Annotated in this window: 20 protein-coding genes and 1 pseudogene; 11 read left to right on the forward strand and 10 right to left on the reverse strand. The window is 74.4% G+C overall.

Annotation, left to right across the window (positions count from 1 at the left end; genetic code table 11):
* Positions 1-28 precede the first annotated feature (28 nt).
* From mshC to ACIBQZ_RS05045, 5 genes are all read right to left on the reverse strand, one after another.
* Positions 29-1,267 (reverse strand): cysteine--1-D-myo-inosityl 2-amino-2-deoxy-alpha-D-glucopyranoside ligase, encoded by a 1,239-nt coding sequence (gene mshC / locus ACIBQZ_RS05025; protein ID WP_396087139.1) that lies wholly within the window; start codon positions 1,265-1,267, stop codon positions 29-31.
* Positions 1,268-1,322: 55 nt separating this feature from the next.
* On the reverse strand, positions 1,323-2,138 hold the full coding sequence (locus ACIBQZ_RS05030) for an SCO1664 family protein (RefSeq protein ID WP_396087140.1): 816 nt from the start codon (positions 2,136-2,138) through the stop codon (positions 1,323-1,325).
* Complete coding sequence (locus tag ACIBQZ_RS05035; protein ID WP_396087141.1) at positions 2,135-2,734, reverse strand: DUF3090 domain-containing protein; 600 nt, start codon at positions 2,732-2,734, stop codon at positions 2,135-2,137. Before ACIBQZ_RS05035 ends, ACIBQZ_RS05030 begins: the two co-directional genes overlap by 4 nt.
* 109 nt (positions 2,735-2,843) lie before the next feature.
* Entirely contained in the window at positions 2,844-3,533 is a 690-nt protein-coding gene (locus ACIBQZ_RS05040; RefSeq protein ID WP_396087142.1) for a histidine phosphatase family protein, read from the reverse strand.
* 2 nt (positions 3,534-3,535) lie between these two features.
* Positions 3,536-4,588: an LLM class F420-dependent oxidoreductase gene (locus ACIBQZ_RS05045; protein WP_396087143.1), complete on the reverse strand. Its 1,053-nt coding sequence runs from the start codon at positions 4,586-4,588 to the stop codon at positions 3,536-3,538.
* Positions 4,589-4,754: 166 nt separating this feature from the next.
* Here ACIBQZ_RS05045 and ACIBQZ_RS05050 point away from each other — a divergent pair, with 166 nt between their 5' ends.
* Entirely contained in the window at positions 4,755-5,771 is a 1,017-nt protein-coding gene (locus ACIBQZ_RS05050; RefSeq protein ID WP_396087144.1) for an aldo/keto reductase, read from the forward strand.
* 5 nt (positions 5,772-5,776) lie between these two features.
* The gene (locus tag ACIBQZ_RS05055; protein WP_396087145.1) at positions 5,777-5,968 is read left to right on the forward strand and encodes a DUF5703 family protein; all 192 of its coding nucleotides are present in this window, start codon (positions 5,777-5,779) and stop codon (positions 5,966-5,968) included.
* A gap of 61 nt (positions 5,969-6,029) precedes the next feature.
* On the opposite strand, the gene ACIBQZ_RS05060 is transcribed toward ACIBQZ_RS05055, so the two are convergent.
* Both ACIBQZ_RS05060 and ACIBQZ_RS05065 read right to left on the reverse strand, forming a co-directional pair.
* Positions 6,030-6,698, reverse strand: coding sequence for a hypothetical protein (locus ACIBQZ_RS05060; protein WP_396087146.1), 669 nt, complete (start codon positions 6,696-6,698; stop codon positions 6,030-6,032).
* 19 nt (positions 6,699-6,717) lie between these two features.
* On the reverse strand, positions 6,718-8,028 hold the full coding sequence (locus ACIBQZ_RS05065; RefSeq protein WP_396087147.1) for a M20/M25/M40 family metallo-hydrolase: 1,311 nt from the start codon (positions 8,026-8,028) through the stop codon (positions 6,718-6,720).
* 95 nt (positions 8,029-8,123) lie between these two features.
* On the opposite strand from ACIBQZ_RS05065, the gene ACIBQZ_RS05070 reads away from it, so the two are divergent.
* Both ACIBQZ_RS05070 and ACIBQZ_RS05075 read left to right on the forward strand, forming a co-directional pair.
* The gene (locus ACIBQZ_RS05070; protein WP_396087148.1) at positions 8,124-8,729 is read left to right on the forward strand and encodes a hemerythrin domain-containing protein; all 606 of its coding nucleotides are present in this window, start codon (positions 8,124-8,126) and stop codon (positions 8,727-8,729) included.
* A 180-nt stretch (positions 8,730-8,909) separates the two neighbouring features.
* Positions 8,910-9,890: a LysR family transcriptional regulator gene (locus tag ACIBQZ_RS05075; protein WP_396087149.1), complete on the forward strand. Its 981-nt coding sequence runs from the start codon at positions 8,910-8,912 to the stop codon at positions 9,888-9,890.
* Positions 9,891-9,892: 2 nt separating this feature from the next.
* Here ACIBQZ_RS05075 and ACIBQZ_RS05080 read toward each other — a convergent pair.
* Positions 9,893-10,054: pseudogene (locus tag ACIBQZ_RS05080) on the reverse strand (hypothetical protein); the annotation flags it as partial.
* 48 nt (positions 10,055-10,102) lie between these two features.
* Here ACIBQZ_RS05080 and ACIBQZ_RS05085 point away from each other — a divergent pair.
* The 6 genes from ACIBQZ_RS05085 to ACIBQZ_RS05110 all read left to right on the forward strand — a co-directional run bounded on the left by ACIBQZ_RS05085 (position 10,103) and on the right by ACIBQZ_RS05110 (position 15,296).
* Positions 10,103-10,477, forward strand: coding sequence for a hypothetical protein (locus ACIBQZ_RS05085; RefSeq protein ID WP_396087150.1), 375 nt, complete (start codon positions 10,103-10,105; stop codon positions 10,475-10,477).
* A 172-nt stretch (positions 10,478-10,649) separates the two neighbouring features.
* Positions 10,650-10,910 (forward strand): hypothetical protein, encoded by a 261-nt coding sequence (locus ACIBQZ_RS05090; protein ID WP_396087151.1) that lies wholly within the window; start codon positions 10,650-10,652, stop codon positions 10,908-10,910.
* Between the two features lie 4 nt (positions 10,911-10,914).
* Positions 10,915-11,793, forward strand: a complete 879-nt coding sequence (locus ACIBQZ_RS05095) for a hypothetical protein (RefSeq protein ID WP_396087152.1) — start codon at positions 10,915-10,917, stop codon at positions 11,791-11,793.
* The gene (locus ACIBQZ_RS05100; RefSeq protein ID WP_396087153.1) at positions 11,786-14,431 is read left to right on the forward strand and encodes an FtsK/SpoIIIE domain-containing protein; all 2,646 of its coding nucleotides are present in this window, start codon (positions 11,786-11,788) and stop codon (positions 14,429-14,431) included. The genes ACIBQZ_RS05095 and ACIBQZ_RS05100 overlap by 8 nt, the downstream gene beginning before the upstream one ends.
* Positions 14,428-14,589, forward strand: coding sequence for a hypothetical protein (locus ACIBQZ_RS05105; RefSeq protein WP_396087154.1), 162 nt, complete (start codon positions 14,428-14,430; stop codon positions 14,587-14,589). The genes ACIBQZ_RS05100 and ACIBQZ_RS05105 overlap by 4 nt, the downstream gene beginning before the upstream one ends.
* Positions 14,586-15,296 carry a hypothetical protein gene (locus ACIBQZ_RS05110; protein WP_396087155.1) on the forward strand — a complete coding sequence of 237 codons (711 nt, stop codon included), beginning with the start codon at positions 14,586-14,588 and terminating at the stop codon, positions 15,294-15,296. The genes ACIBQZ_RS05105 and ACIBQZ_RS05110 overlap by 4 nt, the downstream gene beginning before the upstream one ends.
* A 224-nt stretch (positions 15,297-15,520) precedes the next feature.
* Here ACIBQZ_RS05110 and ACIBQZ_RS05115 read toward each other — a convergent pair whose 3' ends face one another.
* The gene (locus ACIBQZ_RS05115) at positions 15,521-16,771 is read right to left on the reverse strand and encodes a cupin domain-containing protein (protein ID WP_396087156.1); all 1,251 of its coding nucleotides are present in this window, start codon (positions 16,769-16,771) and stop codon (positions 15,521-15,523) included.
* 10 nt (positions 16,772-16,781) lie between these two features.
* A complete protein-coding gene (locus ACIBQZ_RS05120; protein WP_396087157.1) occupies positions 16,782-17,099 on the reverse strand; it encodes a BatC protein in 318 nt (105 codons plus the stop codon).
* A 108-nt stretch (positions 17,100-17,207) separates the two neighbouring features.
* Between ACIBQZ_RS05120 and ACIBQZ_RS05125 the strand changes: the two genes are divergently transcribed.
* Entirely contained in the window at positions 17,208-17,942 is a 735-nt protein-coding gene (locus ACIBQZ_RS05125; protein WP_396087158.1) for a DUF72 domain-containing protein, read from the forward strand.
* The last annotated feature ends 8 nt before the right edge of the window (positions 17,943-17,950 follow it).

Below are 17,950 nucleotides of genomic sequence, written 5' to 3' on the forward strand. Positions count from 1 at the left end.
CGGACCTGCCGGCCGGGGCCGAGGCCCGCTACAGGCGGATGCCCAGGAGGGCGTCGACCGTTTTTGCCATCAGGGCCGGGGCCTCGGTGTCGTCGCCCACGCCGGACAGTGTTGCCTCTGCCCACGCGTCCACCAGGGCCAGCGCCGCCGGGGTGTCCAGGTCGTGGTGCAGGGCTTCGCGGACCGCTGCCAGCAGGCCCTCGCCCGAGGGGCCCGACCGGGATGACGCTGCCTCGCGCCAGCGGGCCAGGCGCTGCTGGCCGGTTTTCAGGACGTCGTCGGTCCACTGGCGGTCGGTGCGGTAGTGCTCGCTGACAAGGCTCAGCCGGACCGCCATCGGGTCCACGCCGTCGGCGCGCTGGCGGGAGACGAAGACCAGGTTGCCCTTGGACTTCGACATCTTCTCGCCGTCCAGGCCGATCATGCCCGCGTGCACGTAGTGGCGGGCGAACGGCTCGGTGCCGGTGAGGCGTTCGGCGTGGGCCGCGGAGCATTCGTGGTGGGGGTAGAGCAGGTCGTTGCCGCCGCCCTGGACGTCGATGGTCTCGCCGAGCAGGCCCAGGGCGATGGTGGCGCATTCGATGTGCCAGCCGGGGCGGCCCGGGCCCAGGTCGCCGCCGTCCCAGGCCGGTTCGCCGTCGCGGGCGCCGCGCCACAGCAGCGGGTCGAGCGGGTCGCGTTTGCCCGGGCGTTCCGGGTCGCCACCGCGTTCCGCCGACAGGGTCAGCATCTCGTCGCGGGACAGGTGGGACTCGTAGCCGAAGCGGGGCGCCGCCTCGAGGGTGAAGTAGATGTCGCCGGTGCCGTCGTCGAGCCGGTAGGCCGCGCCGTCGTCGAGCAGCTCGCGGACGTGGGCGGCGATCGCCGGGATGGACTCGACCGCGCCGACGTAGTGCGCCGGCGGGATCATCCGCAGCGCCTCCATGTCCTCGCGGAACAGGGCCGTCTCGCGCATCGCCAGGACCACCCAGTCCTCGCCGTCGCGGGCCGCGCGCTCCAGCAGCGGGTCGTCGATGTCGGTGACGTTCTGCACGTAGGTGACCTCGAGGCCGGCGTCGCGCCAGGCGCGCTGGACCAGGTCGAACGTGATCATCGTGGCTGCGTGGCCGAGGTGGGTGGCGTCGTACGGAGTGATGCCGCAGACGTACATCGTCGCGGTGCCGCCCGGGGTCGTGGGCTGCACCGACCGGCGGGCCGAATCGTACAGAGCCGGCGGCGTCGCGGTCCCCGGCAGCCTCGGCACCTCGTGCCCCGTCCATGCGTCCATGGTCAGGAGCCTATCCAGGGGCACCGACGGAAACCTGCCCGGCGTGAGTAAACCCTCAGACCGGCGGCCAGGGCACGGCCGGCCAGTCCTGGGGCGGTTTGGGGAAGCGGGCCGCGCGCAGCAGCCGGCGGACCCGCAGCCGCGCGTGCTGGACCTCGGTGAGCGTCAGGTGCTCCGCCAGGGCCGCGCCCAGCGTGCCGTCGAGCAGTTCCGCCAGCTTGCCGAGCACCTCGACGGAGTCGGCCGGGATGGCCTTGCCGGTCCAGCCCCAGAGCACCGTGCGGAGCTTGTTCTCCACGTGGAAGCAGACGCCGTGGTCGACGCCGTGGATCCGGCCGTCGGGGGCGTACAGCACGTGGCCGCCCTTGCGGTCGGCGTTGTTGATGACCGCGTCCAGCACCGCCAGGCGGGACAGCCGCGGGTCGTCGGCGTGCGCCAGCGCGTACGCGTCACCGTCGTCGTCGCGGGCCGCGGCGACCGCGAACCAGCCGCGTGGCACGTCGTAGGCCGGGACGAAGCCGATCAGCGACTCGGCGTCGGCCGGCTCGTCGATCCAGAGCTGGCAGGCGCCCGGGCCGAGCGGGCCGTCACGCAGGATCGTCGGCGGCACCAGCCCCCAGCCGGTCGCCTGGGAGACCAGGAACGCGGAGACCTCACGCCCGGCCAGGGTGCCGTCCGGGAAGTCCCAGAGCGGCCGCTCGCCCCGCACCGGCTTGTAGACGCAGCGCCGGGTCAGCCCGTCGAGGGTGATCTCCGCGCGCAGCGTGGTGTTGGAGGCGTCGACGAGCCGGCCCTCGAGCTCCATCTCGCCGTGGGTCAGCAGCTCGAGGGCGTCCGACTCCGCGAGCACGCTGGCCGGCTCCGTCGTCACCGGTGGTAGCCGTTGTGCCGGGGGCAGAGGTGGCCGGCCGGGTCCAGCGGCTGGCCGCAGAGCGGGCAGGGCGGCCGGCCGGCCGCCACCACGCGCCGGGCACGGTCGATGAAAGCGCGGGTCGCCTCGGGGGTCAGCCGCACGCGCAGCCGGTCGAGGTCGTCGTCGGGCTCGTCGTCCTCGTCGTCGGCGATCGGGTCGTCGTCGTCCTCGTCGTCGTCCTCGCCGAGCTCGACCTCCGCGTCGCCCTCGCCGGCCTCGATCGCCTCGATGACCACCGTGGTGGTGTCGACGTCGAAGGCCAGGCCCAGCGTGCCGACCCGGAACTCCTCGTCGACGGGGGTGTCCAGCGGTTCGTTGTCGTTGATCGCGAGCACCGGCGCCTCGGGCAGGTCGACGCCGAACCGGCGGCTGGCCTCGGTGAGCAGTTCCTCGAGCTTCTCGGCGAGCAGCGACACCTGGACCTTCTCCAGCGCCACGCTGACCACCCGGCCGCCACCGCGGGCCTGGAGGAAGAATGTCCGGTCCCCCGGCTCGCCCACCGTCCCGGCGACGAACCGCTCCGGCGGCTCGAAGGCATGCACCTGGTGGGTCATGGGTTCGACCCTATCCGCCCGCGCACGCGAGCGCTCAGCCCACCGGCCCGGTTCGCCGAGGGCGGAAAGCCCGCGCACGCTGTGGTAACACGTTGGTTACCGGCCGTACTCATGCGCCGCCGCCCGTGCCACCGCCCACGGCCGCGTCGGACTCGGGCAGCGCGCCCTCGGCGGGTTTCGGGGGGATCAGCGCGGACAGGTCCGCGGTGTCGTTGAGCCGCACCAGGAACGGCCGGGTGGGGGTGTAGCGGATGACGCTCACCGACGCCGGATCGGCCACCAGGCGCTGGAACTCATCCAGGTGCAGGCCCATCGCGTCGGCCACGATGGCCTTGATCACATCGCCGTGGCTGCACGCCAGCCAGAGCGCCTCCGGGCCGTGGGTGGCGGTCACCCGGGCGTCCCAGCGGCGGATGGTGGCGACGGCGCGGGCCGACATGGCCGCCATCGCCTCGCCGTTCGGGAAGACCGCCGCGCTGGGGTGCTGCTGGACCACCGGCCAGAGCGGCTCGCCGGTCAGGTCCTTGAGCGGACGGCCCTCCCAGTCGCCGTACCCGCACTCGATCAGGCCCTCGTCGGTCTCCGGCACGAGCTCCGGCAGGGCCAGCTCCAGGGTCTGCCGGCAGCGGATCAGCGGGCTGCTCACCACGGCGGCGAGCGGCAGCTTGCGCAGCCGCTCGCCGACCCGCTGGGCCTGGCCCCGGCCGGTGTCGTCGAGCTCGATGGGCAGCCGGCCGGCCAGCTCGCCGGTGGCGTTGGCGGTGGTCCGCCCGTGGCGGAGCAGCAGAACGGTGGCCACGGCTACTCGGCCACGCCCGACGCCTCGTACGCCTCCGCGACGGTGCGCAGGGTCGCGATGCCGCTCTCCAGGTCGCCCACGTACGGGCTGACCGAGAGCGTGCCGACGCCCGCGGCCGCGTACTCCCGGATCCGTTCGGTGATCCGCGCCTTCGGGCCGATCATCGCCGTCCGGGTGATGAAGTCCTGCGGGATCGCGGCTGCCGCCTCGCGCGGCTTGCGGTCCAGATACAGGTCCTGGATCTCCTTGGCGGCGTCGGCGTAGCCCATCCGGACCGCGAGCTGGTTGTAGAAATTCTGCTCGCGGCTGCCCATGCCGCCGACGTACAGGGCGGTGTAGGGCCGGATCTGGTCGGCGCCGGCGGCGATGTCGTCGCCGACCACCACCGGCACGGTCGGCGCCACGTCGAAGCCGGCGAGCCCGGCCCCGGACTTGGCCCGGCCCCGCTCGATGTGCTGGAGGTACTCCCCCGCCGCGTCGGGCGCGAAGAAGATGGCCAGCCAGCCGTCGGCGATCTCGCCGGCCAGCTCCAGGTTCTTCGGGCCGACCGCGGCCAGGTAGATCGGGATGTGCTCGCGCGGCGGGTGGAAGCCGAGCCGCAGCGCCTTGCCCGGGCCGTCGGGCAGCGGCAGCGTGTAGTGCTCGCCGTCGTAGGCCACCGGCTTGCGGGCGAGCGCCAGCTTGACGATGTCCACGTACTCGCGGGTGCGGCCCAGCGGCTTGCCGAAGCGCACGCCGTGCCAGCCCTCGGAGACCTGCGGGCCGGAGACGCCGAGGCCGAGCCGGAACCGGCCGCCGGAGAGCGTGTCGATGGTGGCGGCGGTCATCGCGGTCATCGCCGGGCTGCGGGCCGGGATCTGCATGACGGCCGCGCCGACGTCGATCGACTGCGTCTGGCCGGCGATCCAGGCCAGCATCGTCGGCGAGTCCGAGCCGTACGCCTCCGCCGCCCACACCACCGAGTAGCCGAGCCGGTCGGCCTCCTGCGCCATGGCGAGATGGTCGGCCGGCGTGGTCCACGAGCTCTGGTATCCGAGGTTGAGTCCGAGCCGCACGGGTCCTCCCGGGTCTGCGCGGGAGCACCGATGCTCCGCGCTACGAAGCCTAGGCGAACACGCTCAGTGATCTTTACGGAGTTGGGTCGCGAACCCGATACGGCAGCGCCGCTATTGGGCTGCCGGGAGCATTTCGCGGCCGGTCGCGGCTGAATAAGGTGCACCCATGCAACAGCGACCGCTCGGCCGCAGCGGGCTGGCGGTCTCCCGGCTCGCTCTCGGCACCATGACCTGGGGCCGGGACACCGACCCCGACGACGCGGCCGCTCAGCTCAAGCTCTACCTGGAGGCCGGCGGCACGCTGCTGGACACCGCCGACGTGTACGGCGACGGCGACGCCGAGACCGTGATCGGCTCGCTGATCGACCACCTGGTCGCCCGCGACGAGGTGCTGATCGCCACCAAGGCCGGCCTCGGCGAGTACGGCTTCCGCCGCCGCGACAGCTCCCGCGGCCACCTGCTGCGCACCCTGGACGCGTCGCTGCGCCGGCTCGGCACCGACTACGTGGACCTGTGGCAGGTGCACGGCTACGACCCGCAGACGCCGATGGAGGAGACCCTGTCGGCGCTGGACCACGCGGTCAACAGCGGCCGGGTGCGCTACATCGGAGTGTCGAACTTCACCGGCTGGCAGACCGCCCGGGCCGCCGCGTGGCAGCAGGCGTTCCCGGCCCGCGCCCCGATCGTCGCCACCCAGGTGGAGTATTCGCTGCTGGAACGCGGCATCGAGCGGGAGGTGCTGCCGGCCGCGGCCGCGCTGGGCATCGGCGTGCTGCCCTGGTCGCCGCTGGGCCGCGGGGTGCTGACCGGCAAGTACCGCAACGGCCGGCCGCTGGACTCGCGGGCGGCCACCGAGCACCTGGCGCCGTTCGTCCAGACGTACCTGGAGCCGCGCAGCTCGAGCATCGTCGAGGCGGTGGTGATCGCGGCCGGCGGGCTGGGGGTGTCACCGCTGGAGGTGGCGCTGGCCTGGGTCCGCGACCGGCCCGGGGTGGTCGCGCCGATCCTGGGCGCGCGCACCGCCGGGCAGCTGCAGGGCGCGCTGCTGAGCGAGGAACTGGTGCTGCCGGGCGAGATCGCCGACGCCCTCGACGACGTGTCGTCGGTGCCGGTCGGCTATCCGGAAAGAGAGGGCCTGACCGGCCCGGGGACTGGTGACCGGCGGGGTCCGGGAGCATATTAGGACGCATGGACTACGAGTACGCGCCGCTCCGGTTGCCTTCGAACGTTGATCGCTTGACCGCTGCGGCGCAGCTGGCGATCCAGGCGGAATTCTCGGGATGGGAGCTGGCCCGCGTCCAGCTCTTCCGGGACGGGACCAGGCAGGTGGTGCTCCGCCGCAAGGTGCAGGGCACCCTCGTCCCCGGCCTTTCCACCTAGGCGAAGCCCATAGAGCAGCCGCCCGCCTCTCCGAGGCGGGCGGCTGTCGGCCTGTCCCTGCTCAGTGGTTGTGGCCGGCGTGCTCGTCCTCGTCCTCGTCGGTGAAGGGGTGTTCGTCGAGGCGGCCGACCAGCTGGTCGTCCGCCAGCGGGGCGAACGGTCCGGCCCCGTCCTCGTCCTCGAACGCCTCCAGATCCAGCGGCGTGGTCACCTCGCTCACCGTGAGCAGGCCGTCGAGCGGCTCCAGCTCCGGCACGTCCAGTGAGGAGAGCGAGCCGTCGCCGGCCTGGAGCAGCTCCAGCACGGCCTCGCCGACGGATTCGACCTCGCCGGCCTCCTCGTCGGCCGGCACCAGGTTGCGCCGGGCGGCGTCGGCCACCCGCAGCAGCGCCGAGACGCTGGGCACCCGGTAGTCGCGGCGCTGGCGCACCGAGATCACCCGCGGGTGCGGGTCGGCCTCCGCGCCGTCCAGGCCGCCGATGCCGCCGCCGAAGCGCTGGTCGGCCTCGTCCGGGTCGATCGACTCGACGTCCCAGGGCGTGACCTCGCCGAACGCGTCGAGCAGCTGCTCGTCGTACGCGAAGGAGGTGTTGTTGAGGTTGACGTACGCCTGCCACACGTCGTCGTCATCCACCCGGCCCTGTGCGGCCTTGACTGCCGCCAGGTGGGCTTTCGCGGCCTCGACGACGCGCTCGAGGGCGGCGTCGAGTTCCGCGTACTGGTCGGTCATGGTGTGAAAAGTCCTCTCATCAGCTCGCCTGCAGCAGTCGGTCGAGCACACGCACGCCGAACTGTAGTCCCTCCACCGGCACCCGCTCGTCGACGCCGTGGAACAGCGCGGAGAAGTTCAGGTCGGCGGGCAGTTTCAGCGGCGCGAAGCCGAAGCAGCGGATGCCCAGCGTGCTGAACGCCTTGGCGTCGGTGCCGCCGGAGAGCATGTACGGCACCGTGCGCGCACCCGGGTCCTCGGCCCGCAGCGCGGCGCCCATGGCCTCGACCAGCGCGCCGTCGAAGCCGGTCTCCACGGCCGCCTGCTGCGAGACGTGCTCGATCTCGATGTCCGGGCCGATCACCGCGCGCAGCTGGTCGAGGAAGATCTCGGCCTGGCCCGGCAGGGTCCGGCAGTCGATGGTCGCCGACGCCTTGCCGGGGATGACGTTGTCCTTGTAGCCGGCCTCGAGCCGGGTCGGGTTGGCCGTGTTGCGCACGGTCGCGCCGATCAGGTTGGCGATCGGGCCGAGCTTGGCGATGGACAGCTCGGGGTTGTCCGGGTCGAGGTCGATGCCGAGCGCCTCGGAGACCTGCTCCAGGAACGAACGCACGGTCGGGGTGATGACCATCGGGAACTTGTGCCGGCCGACCGCGGCGACGGCCTCGGCGAGCGCGGTGACGGCGTTGTCGTCGTGCACGAACGAGCCGTGCCCGGGGCGGCCCTTGGCGTGCAGGCGCAGCCAGTCGATGCCCTTCTCGGCGGTCTCGACCAGGTACAGGCGCAGGTCGTCGTTGACCGTGTAGGAGAAGCCGCCGACCTCGCCGATCGCCTCGGTGCAGCCTTCGAAGAGGTCGGCGTGCTCGCGGACGAGGAACTGCGAGCCGTACTCCATGCCCGCCTCCTCGTCGGCGGTGTAGGCCAGCACGATGTCGCGGGGCGGCACGTAGCCGGTGCGCTGCCAGCCGCGCACCACGGCGAGCGTCATCGCGTCGAAGTCCTTCATGTCGATCGCGCCGCGGCCCCACAGGTAGCCGTCCTTCTCCTCGCCGGAGAACGGCGGCACCGACCATTCACCGGCGTCGGCCGGCACCACGTCGAGGTGGCCGTGCACCAGCAGCGCGCCGCGACTGCGGTCGGCGCCCGGGATGCGGGCCACCAGGTTGGCCCGCCGGGGCGCGGACTCGTGCAGCTCGACCTCGATGCCGAACTCGGTGAGCTTCTCCGCGACGTACTCGGCGGCGACGCGTTCGCCGACGGTGGTCCGCGGGTCGCCGGTGTTGCTGGTGTCGATCCGGAGCAGATCGCGGCAGATGTCGACGACCTCATCGGCGGCGGAGACAGGTTCCATGCGCTCTTCTTACCAGCTTGCGCCGGGGCGTTTGGTGGGAGATCCGGTACGGGTAAGGACGGCGCGAACCGTTACGCCACCGGAAGGGACGGCCCGTGTCCGTACAGTTGCCTCCGCTGCCGCCCGTCGGCGGTGAGACGACCGGCCCCAACGTCGTCGACCTCATCACCCGCGAGCACCGCGAGCTGCTCGCACTCTGCGCGGAGCTGACCGGCGAGGGTAAGGACACCGCCCGCCGCCGCACGCTCGCCCAGGTGATCAGCGCCGAGCTGTCGCGCCACCTGTCCGCCGAGGAGCAGTACCTCTACCCCGCGGTCCGCTCGACCGTGCCGGACGGGTACGCGTTGGTGGACCGGGAGATCGCCGAGGACCGGGCGCTGCTGGAGGCGCTGCGGCTGCTGGAAGCCGCGGACGACGAGAACCGGCCGGCCCGGGCGGACGACGTGTGCCGGCGGCTGACCCGGCACTCCGAGGCGGCGGACGCGGACCTGCTGCCGATGCTGCTGCAGATGGCCCCGGTCGAGGACCTGATCCGGCTGGGCAACCGCGTCGAGCTGGCCGAGGAGGCCGCACCGACCCGGCCGCACCCGGGCACCCCGGCGACGCCGCCGTGGAACAAGGTCGTCGACCCCGCGGTGGCCGTGATCGACAAGATGCGCGACCTGGTGAGCCGGCGGACCACGTACCCCCGGGATTTGTGAACAAAGCACAAAGTGGACGTAAGATTTTACGCATAGTGAAACTTCACTCACGATACGTGAGAGTAACTGAGTACGGGTTAGCTGGTTCTGTCCTTTTGGTTAACCTATTTGTCACAACTGGAGGATCTTTGGCTGGCCGAAGGTCTAGCCGTAATCCTCCCAACGTCCTACCGTCACGCTATGAACCTGGAGCTGCGGCATCTCAAGGTGGTCTGTGCCATCGCGGAGACGGGCAGCGTGACGAAGGCGGCGTCCCTGCTGGGTCTCGCCCAGCCGGCCCTGACCGCTCAGCTGCAACGCATCGAGCGGACCCTGGGTGGCCCCCTCTTCGAGCGTGACCGGCGGGGTGCGCGCCCCACGGCGCTGGGCGAGCTGGTGCTCTCCCGGGCCCGGGTGCTGCTGCCCGCGATGAAGGGCCTGCAGGACGAGGCGGCCCGGCTCGCCGGGTCGGGCACGGACGAGAACGTGATGACCCGCTACCGGATCGGCGCGATCGGCGGACCGGTCATCGGCGGCATGGTGCACCGGCTCTCCGAGGCCCAGCCGGACGCCCAGATCAGCACCCACGCGTCGTACTACGTGGAAGAGCTGTGCGGCATGGTGCTGGCCGGCAAGCTCGACTACGCCCAGGTCGGCGTCTGCGGCGACGCCATCCCCTCGGCCGACTACGGCATGGTGTGGCAGACCATCGCGGTCGACGCGGTCTGCGTGCTCATGCCCGAGGACCATCTGGCGGCCAAGGGCGTCGAGGTGGACCTGGCCGAGCTGGCCGACGAGCAGTGGGTGGCCGGCACCGGCGACGGCTGCTTCGCCGACTGCTTCGCGGCCGCCTGCGCCCGGGCCGGCTTCACCCCGCGCCGGGTGCTGGAGACCGACATCCGCGGCTGTGTGGACATGGTGGAGTCCGGGCTGGCGCTGGCGCTGTGCCAGCCGACCTTCCGCCCCCCGGCCGGGCTCACCCACCGCCCGCTGCAGGGCGCCCCGCTGCGCTGGCGGCAGGTGCTCGGCTGGCACCCGGACGGCCCCGCCGCCCGGGTCGCCCCCCGGCTGATGAACATGGCCGGGGAGGCGTACCACGAGGTGGTGGCCCGCAACCCGCTCTACATCGAATGGCTCGAGGCCTATCCGAACCTCGGCGGGGCCCAGCTCGCCCCGGCGTGAGACTCGGCGGCGGGCGCCTTGACCCGCAGCCGCACCCGGGCGCCGGCCTGGTCGATCAGGCCCATCGCCTCGTCCGGCAGGAACCGATCGGTGAGGCAGCGGTCGGACGGCTCCGCCGCGGCTTCCAGCGCCGCGTCGGTGATCCGCACCTGGTGGTGCGCCTCGTCCTGCTGCTGAACGATCGCTTGAGGCCGATGTGAGACGCTCCTTACATGAGCGTCCCGCTGCTGGTCGTCGACGCCGCCAACGTCCTCGGCTCCAAGCCGGACGGTTGGTGGCGGGACCGCGCCGGCGCCACCGCGCGCCTGCGCGACGGCCTGGCCGGCCTCCCCACCACCGGCCTGGCGGACCTGCCCGGACCGGTGGAGGTCGTGCTCGTGGTGGAGGGCAGGGCCCGCGCGGTGCCGTCCGTCGAGGGGGTCCGGGTGGTGCCCGCGGCCGGCTCCGGTGACGACACGATCGTGGCGCTGGTGGCCGCCGAGGGGGCGGACCGGCGGGTCGCGGTGGTGACCGCGGACCGCGGGCTGCGCGCCCGGGTGGCCGCCCTGGGCGCTGAGGTACGCGGGCCCTCGTCGGTCCCGCGCTGAGCGCGCGGGAGTGAATCGACGGCCGGCGCGAGTGAATCGGCGGCCGGGTGCGCGGGCGGCCGGGACCGTGCGAGCATGAATTCGCGAAAGGGGCGTGCGGGCACGACCGCCCCATCGGGGACGACTATTCTGAGTCTTTACCGACGTGTCGATACCGCAGGAGGCTGCCCGAGTGGCCAGCGTCGCCGAGGTCAGAGCGGCCGTGGAGGCCGCACTCCAACAGGTCACGGAGGGTCAGGCGGCGATCCAGGCGGCCCGCGAGAAGCTCGGCGAGGCCCAGCAGAGCCTGGCCGCCGCGCTCGACGGCAGCGCCAACGACGCGGTCGGCGCCGCGCACGCCTCCCTGTCGCAGGCCGACCAGCAGCTCGAGGAGTGCCTCGGCGCCACGCTGCTCGCGGTCGAGCAGGCGCAGACCTACACGGCGACGCTGTAACGCGATGTCTCTGCTGCAGGAACTCGGCGCCCAGCTCCGGGCCACCTCCGACGAGCTGCCCACCGGGCTGGTCTCGGTGGCGATGGAACGGCTGCGCAGCGCCACCGAGCTGCTGAACTGGGTGCGCCAGACCTCGATCGACCCGATCGGCGTGCCGCAGCTCGGCAACGCCACCGAGCACGCCGAGCACGCCGCGGCCGCGCTGCGGCTGGCCCAGGACGCGATCGCGGCGTACCTGGCCCAGCTCGGGCTGGCCGCCGACGCGAGCGCGCCGCCGGACCGGGATTGGAAGGCGGGCCTGGCGCCGGACGAGCCGGCCGCGGCGCAGCAGGACCAGCAGCCCCCGCCGGAGCAGCTCCAGCCCTGGTGGCGCGAGCGGGTGGCGAAACTGACCGGGGAGGCGCCGCCGCCGGCCCGGGAGAACGGCGCGCCGCCGGAACGCCCGGCGAACACCGCCGAGCTGCTGCGCCAGGTCGCCGCCGGGGTGCGCTCGGGCGACCGCGCCCGGCTGGGCCGCGACCTGCATGGCGTCAACGCCGCCACCGGCCTGGGCCTGTCGGCGGTCAGCTCGCCGGTGCTGCACCGCCTGGCCGGCGACCTGCTGGGGCACGAGCCCGGCCCCGACGACCTGCAGCGGCTGCGCGGCGCCGCCGGCGGCCGGGTCCGGTCGCTGCTGCCGGGCACCCCGCCCGAGGTGCTGGACACCCTGCTGGCCCGGATCTGCCGGGCGCCGCAGGCCGAGCGGGCCCCGGCGCATCCGGCCGACTCGGCGGTCACCGCCAGCGTGCTCACCGGCGTGCTGCTGGCCCGGCTCGGCCGCGACCCGGCGACGCTCGACCCGGGCGCCCCCGAGCCGGCCCGACCCCACGGCGTCGATGCCTGACTCGAAGGCGCAACAGGTCGTCGAGGTCCGGGCCGCGCTGTCGCACGCCCTCGGCGCGGCCGACGACACCCTGGCGGCGGCGGAGAGCGCGTACGAGGCGGCGGTGACCCGGCGGGCCCGGGTGGCCGCGGCGGCCCGCGAGCGCCGGATCCGGCTGGCGGGCGAGCGGGACAAGCGGCTGCGGGAGATCGACGTCCAGCACGAGCGGGACCTGGCGGCGCTGGCCGGCGCCGCCGCGGACACCGCGGTGCTGGCCGCGCCCGGTGCCGCGGGAATGCCCTGGGACCGGTGGCGGGCGACCCCGGCGGGCACCCAGGCCCCGGCGCCGGAGCTGCGGGTGGGGCGGCTGCTGCTGCCGTACGACGGGGAGGTGCCGGCGCTGGTGCCGCTGCTCGACCGGGGGCACGTGGTGATCGACGGCGACGAGCGGATCGGCGACGACGTGGTGGCCGGCCTGCTGCTGCGCGCGCTGGGCAGCTCGGAGGCGGGCCGGGTCCGGCTCACCGGCTACGACCCCGAGCAGCTCGGCGGCGGCCTGGCCGGGTTCGCGCCGCTGGCCCCGGCCGGGGTGCTGACCTTCGTCGGCCCGGGCGGGCTGCCGGCGCTGCTGGACGAGCTCGTCGACCACGTCCGGCGGATCAACGAGACCGTGCTGGCCGGCGAGCACACCTCGCTGCGCGAGCTGGCCGCCGCCACCGGCCGGCGGCCCGAGCCGTGGCGGGTGGCGATCCTGCTCGGGGCCGGGCGGGCCGACGAGCTGTCGCGCCACGAGCGTGGCCAGCTCGACCGGCTGCTGCGCACGGGCGCCGCCTGCGGCGTACACCTGATCATGCGGGGTTTCCCGGTGCGGCCCGGCGCCGGGATCGAGGTCGTGCACGCGGCCGAGGGCGACGCCGCGCGGCTGAGCGGTTGCGGTGATCTCCCGGTGCGGCTGGACGCCGGCCCGCCGGCGTCGGTGATCACCCGCACCACCCGGCAGATCGCCGACGAGGTGGCCGCCGGGCCCGCCCCGGTCGCGCTGGACAGCCTGCTGCCCGAGCACGAGTGGCAGCAGAGCTCGGCCCGCGCGCTGACCGCGCCGCTCGGGGACAGCCCGCAGGGCGCGCCCGTGCACGTGACGCTCAGCGACTATCCGCCGCACGCCCTGATCGCCGGGCCGTCCGGCACCGGCAAGACCAACCTGATCTACGCCTGGATGGGCGCGCTCGCCGCCCGCTACTCCCCCGCCGAGCTGGCCTTCTACCTGCTCGACTTCAAGGAGGGCGTGTCGTTCGCCCGGTTCGCCCCGGGCCGGCGCGACCCGAGCTGGCTGCCGCATGTGCGGCTGGTCGGCGTCAACGTCAACACCGACCGCGAGTTCGGCCTGGCGCTGCTGCGCTTCCTCGCCGCCGAGCTGCGCAGCCGGGCGGACGCGGCCAAGCAGCACGAGGTGACCAACCTGGCCGAGCTGCGCGCCGAGGACCCGACCGGCTCGTGGCCGCGGATCGTCGCGGTGGTGGACGAGTTCCAGGTGCTGCTCTCCGGCCGCGACGCGGTCGCCGCCGAGGCCGTGGACCTGCTGGAGGACCTGGCCCGGCGCGGCCGCTCGCAGGGCATCCACCTGGTGCTGGCCAGCCAGGACGTCTCCGGCATCGAGGCGCTCTGGGGCCGGCCCGCGCTGGTCGCGCAGTTCTCGCTGCGGATCGCGCTGCCCCGGGCCCGCCGGGTGCTGGCCGAGACCAACCCGGCCGCCGACACGCTGCCGCGCTACCACGCGGTGGTCAACGCCGACTCCGGCGCGACCGAGGCGAACCGGGTGGTCCGGGTGCCCGACGCCGGCAACCGGGAACGCTGGAGCGAGCTCCAGCACCGGCTGTGGCGGCACCGGCCCGCGGAGCTGGCCGCGCCCCGGCTCTTCGACGGCGACGCCATCCCCCGCCTGGAGGACAGCCCCGAGTTCCGCCGGTTCACCCGGGCGGACACCGTGGCCGCGCCGGTGGTGCTGCTCGGCGAGACCATCGACGTCGAGTCCCGGTCGGCCAAGACCGTGCTGCGCCGGGCGCCGGGGCGCAGCATCGCGGTGCTGGGCACCCGGGTCGACGAGGCCTGCGCGGTGCTGGGCACCGCCGCCCGGTCGCTGGCGGCCCAGTTCACCCCGGGCGCGGCCCAGTTCTCGGTGGCCTGCCTGGACACCGACGCGGGTGCGGCGGTCGAGGCGCTGCGGCCGTACCTGCCGGCGGAGACCGGGTACTTCGACAACGACAACGTGGACAGCCTGCTGGAGCTGGCGGCCGAGCGGGCCGAGTTCGGCTCGGCCGCGGACAAGCCGTGGTTCGTGCTGCTCTACGCGGTCGACGCGGCGCCCGGCGGCAGCGACGAACGGCTGCGCCGGATCATGCGGCAGGGTCCGGAGCGGCGGATCCACGTGATCGGCTGGTGGCGCGGGGCGGCGCTGCTGCGGGACACGCTGGGCGGGGCGGGCACGCGGACCGACACGGTGGGCGCGTGGGTGGCGCTGGACGTGCACGGCAGCGAGCTGTCGCCGTACTACCCGGGGCACGGCTCGCCGAACTGGTATCCGCGGCCCTGGCGGGCGCTGCACTTCGACCGCTCGGTGCACCGCGGCGCCGAGGTGATCATCCCGTACGGCCCGTCATGACCGCCCGCACCGAGCTTGCCTCAGCGCACGCCTGCCACGGCCCGGACAGCGACGGCCAGCAGGGCCTGACCGCCTGCACGCAGCTTGCCTCAGCGCACGCCTGCGACGGCCCGGCCGGCGAGGGCCAGCAGGGCATGACCATGGAGGCCCCGTCATGAGCGCGCCGGAGAACGACGGCACGGTCGAGCGCCGGACGCCCGACTATCGCAGTGTCGTGCGCAAGCTGACCAACCTGGACGACGAGGCCGCCGCGCACCGGGCCGAGGCCCGCAGCTGGCACGACAGCCGCGCGGTCGAGGCCGACAACGCGGTCCGCGCGGCCGACGAGCGGATCCGCGAGACGCTGGCGGCCTATCGGGCGGCGCAGCGCGAACGGGAAGAGGTCGACGCGCGCTCCGCGGTGCTGTGGGCGGAGTTCGCGCACAAGGCCGGCCGGGTGGCCGAGCGGTTCGGCTCGCACGCCCCGCAGCCGGCCGTCCCGCACCAGCGCGACCGCCGGGCCGAGGACTTCCTGCAGGATGCGGCGGCCGCGGCGGCCTGGGCGCCCACCCCGCGCAAGCCCGCCGGCGGCGCGTCCCTGCTGTACGTCGTGCTCGGCGCGCTGGGCGGGGCGGTCGGGGTGGCGGCGTGGTCGACGCTGCGCTGGGCCGGCCGCGAGGCCGGGGGCGACTGGGCCGCCGGGCTGCCGGTGGTGGCGCTGGTGGTGGCCCTGCTCGGCCCGATCCTGGCGGTGGTCACCGCCAAGCGGGTCGCGGACCGCCGCGGCGCGCAGCTCGACGCCTCCGCGGTCGCGACGGTGCTGATCGCGAGCCTCATCGCGGCCGGCCTGGTGCTGGCGCTGGCCCGCGGCGGCGCCGCGGCCTGACAGCCGAAGGCCCGCACCACAGCGCGACAGCCATGGGGCCGGCACCACGGTCTGCCAGCCAAAGGCCCGCACCGCAACGCGAAAGCCGAAGGCCCGGACCGCAACGCGAAAGCCGAAGGCCCGCACCGCAGCGCGAGAGCCGAAGGCCCGCGGCCTGACGGCCAAGGGCCGGTGCCCGCGGCCTGGTGCAGGTCCTGGGCGCCGGTAGGGCGGCGCCCAGGAGATCAGCGGGCCCGAACGGTGAGGGCCTCGCGGAGCAGACGGCGGGCCAGCACCAGCCGGTCCGCGTCGTCGTCCAGCTCCGGCAGGTCGCCGACGCGGTGCGGGCCGCCGTCCAGCGCGGTGCGCACGGCCGCCGCGCAGTAGGCCGGGAACCGCAGTGTGCGGTCGGTCAGCCGGAGCAGCACGTGCTCCGGGCCGTCCTCACGCAGGTGCCAGCGCAGCCCGTCGCGGACCGTGATGCGGTCGTCCGGGCCGAGCTGCTCCGCGAAGGCGAGCTGGGCCAGCGGCCGGACCGGCTGGGGCCGCTGGGCCGGCCAGGCGCGGTCGCGCAGCCGGGCGGCCACCACGGCGGGGTCGGCGGTGAGCAGCCAGTCGCGCAGGGCCTCGACCGTCGCGGTGAGCTCCGGCGCGACCGCGTCCGGGTCGGCGACGTCCAGGGCGTACGGCAGGGTGGCGCGCAGCCGCTGGGCCTCGGCCGCCAGCCCGAGCAGTTCCTCGACCAGCGCGTACCGGGTCAGCGCGCGGACGCCGAAGGTCAGGTGCAGGGAGCGCTCGCCCTGGGCCTGCGCCGAGTGCAGCCAGCCGCGGGGCAGGTAGAGCGCGTCACCGGGGGCGAGCACGACGTCCAGCGTCGCCGGGCCGTCGGCCACCGCGCCGACCTCGTCCGCGCGGCCGCCCCAGGCCTGGCGTTCCAGCGGCTCGGGCAGCACCGGCTCGTGGATCCGCCAGCGCTTGGTGCCGTCCACCTGGAGCACGAACACGTCGTGGGTGTCGTAGTGGGTGGCGAAGCCCTTGTTGCCGGCCGGCGTCAGGTACGCGTTGACCTGCAGCGGCTGCCGCAGCTCCGCGCCGAGCCGGCGGGCGTAGTCGATCAGCGGGGGCCAGATCCGGTGCAGGCCCTGCAGGACCAGGGTGGCGCCGCCGGCGTACAGGCTCATGATCTTGTCGTCGATCACCTGGTCGCCGACCTCGGCGCCCGCGCCACCGCTGCCGGTGAAGGCCGAGGCGGGCAGGACCGTGCCCTGGTCGGCGACGCGCAGGAACGGGGTGCGCAGGCCGCGCTCGCTGAGCAGCTCGTCGACCGCGTCCGGGGAGAGCAGGTCGGTGAAGCCGGCCGGGCCGGCCAGCTCGTCGGCCCGGGTGAGCAGCGGCTGCCGGCCCCAGTACGCCTCGGCGAACTTCGCCGGGTCGACCGCGACCGCCCGGGCCAGTGCCGGGCGGTCGTCGCGGCCGCCCGGCGTGGTCTCCGTCATGGCTGCGACCTCAGAGCGCGCTGCCGTCGGCGCCGCCGTCGTGGCCCGCCGGGTTCGCGCCGCCGTCGGCCGGGCCCTCGCCCGCGCCACCGTCCGCGCCACCGTCGTGACCGGCCGGGTTCGCACCGCCGTCCGCGGGACCCTCGGCGCCGGCGCCACCGTCGGCACCGCCGTCGTGGCCCGCCGGGTTCGCGCCACCGTCGGCCGGGCCCTCGCCCGCGCCACCGTCCGCGCCACCGTCGTGGCCGCCCGGGTTGGCGCCGCCGTCGGCCACACCCTCGCCCGAGACGCTGCTGCCGCCGGTGATGTCGTCGTCGCTGAGTCGCATGAAAAGCTCCTTCGTGTCGCCCCGACGCTGGGGCAGGTGGAGATCCAGTCGTACCCCCGGCTGATCGCGTCTAACCTGGCCCGGGGTGGGTAACCCCACGGTGTGCTGGTGATCGGGACCTCGGGCTGGCAGTACCGGGACTGGCGGGGGCCGGACCGGCTGTATCCGCCCGACCTGCCGCAGCGGCTCTGGCTGGAGCGGTACGCCGAGTCGTTCGCCACCGTGGAGATCAACAACGCCTTCTACCGGCTGCCGGAGCGGGACACGTTCGCCCGGTGGCGGGCCCGGACCCCGGACGACTTCCGCTTCGCGGTGAAGATGAGCCGCTACCTGACCCACGTCAAGCGGCTCCGGGAGCCGGCCGAGCCGGTGGCCCGGTTCCTCGGCCGGGCGGAGGCGCTCGGCGACAAGCTCGGCCCGGTGCTGCTCCAGCTGCCGCCCACCCTCAAGGTCGACGTGGCCGCACTGGACGAGACGCTCGGCCTGTTCCCGCGGGAGGTCAGGGTCGCCGTCGAGCCGCGGCACGACTCCTGGTGGACCGAGCCGGTGCGCGAGCTGCTGTGCCGGCACAACGCGGCGCTGAGCTGGGCCGACCGCAAGGGCCGCCCGGTCACCCCGCTGTGGGTCACCGCGGACTTCGGCTACCTGCGGCTGCACGAGGGGCGGGCGGCGCCGTGGCCGCGGTACGGCCGTACCGCGCTGGGGAGCTGGCTGGACCGGCTGCCCGCCGTACCGTCGTATGTGTTCTTCAACAACGATCCCGGCGGCGCGGCAGTCACCGACGCCGCCGCGCTGGCCGCGCGGGCCCGCCGCCGCGGCATCAAGGTCACCCGGACGCCGTAGGTTGGCGG

The organism is Actinoplanes sp. NPDC049599 (genome assembly GCF_044465625.1).
In the GTDB taxonomy this organism is placed as follows: domain Bacteria; phylum Actinomycetota; class Actinomycetes; order Mycobacteriales; family Micromonosporaceae; genus Actinoplanes.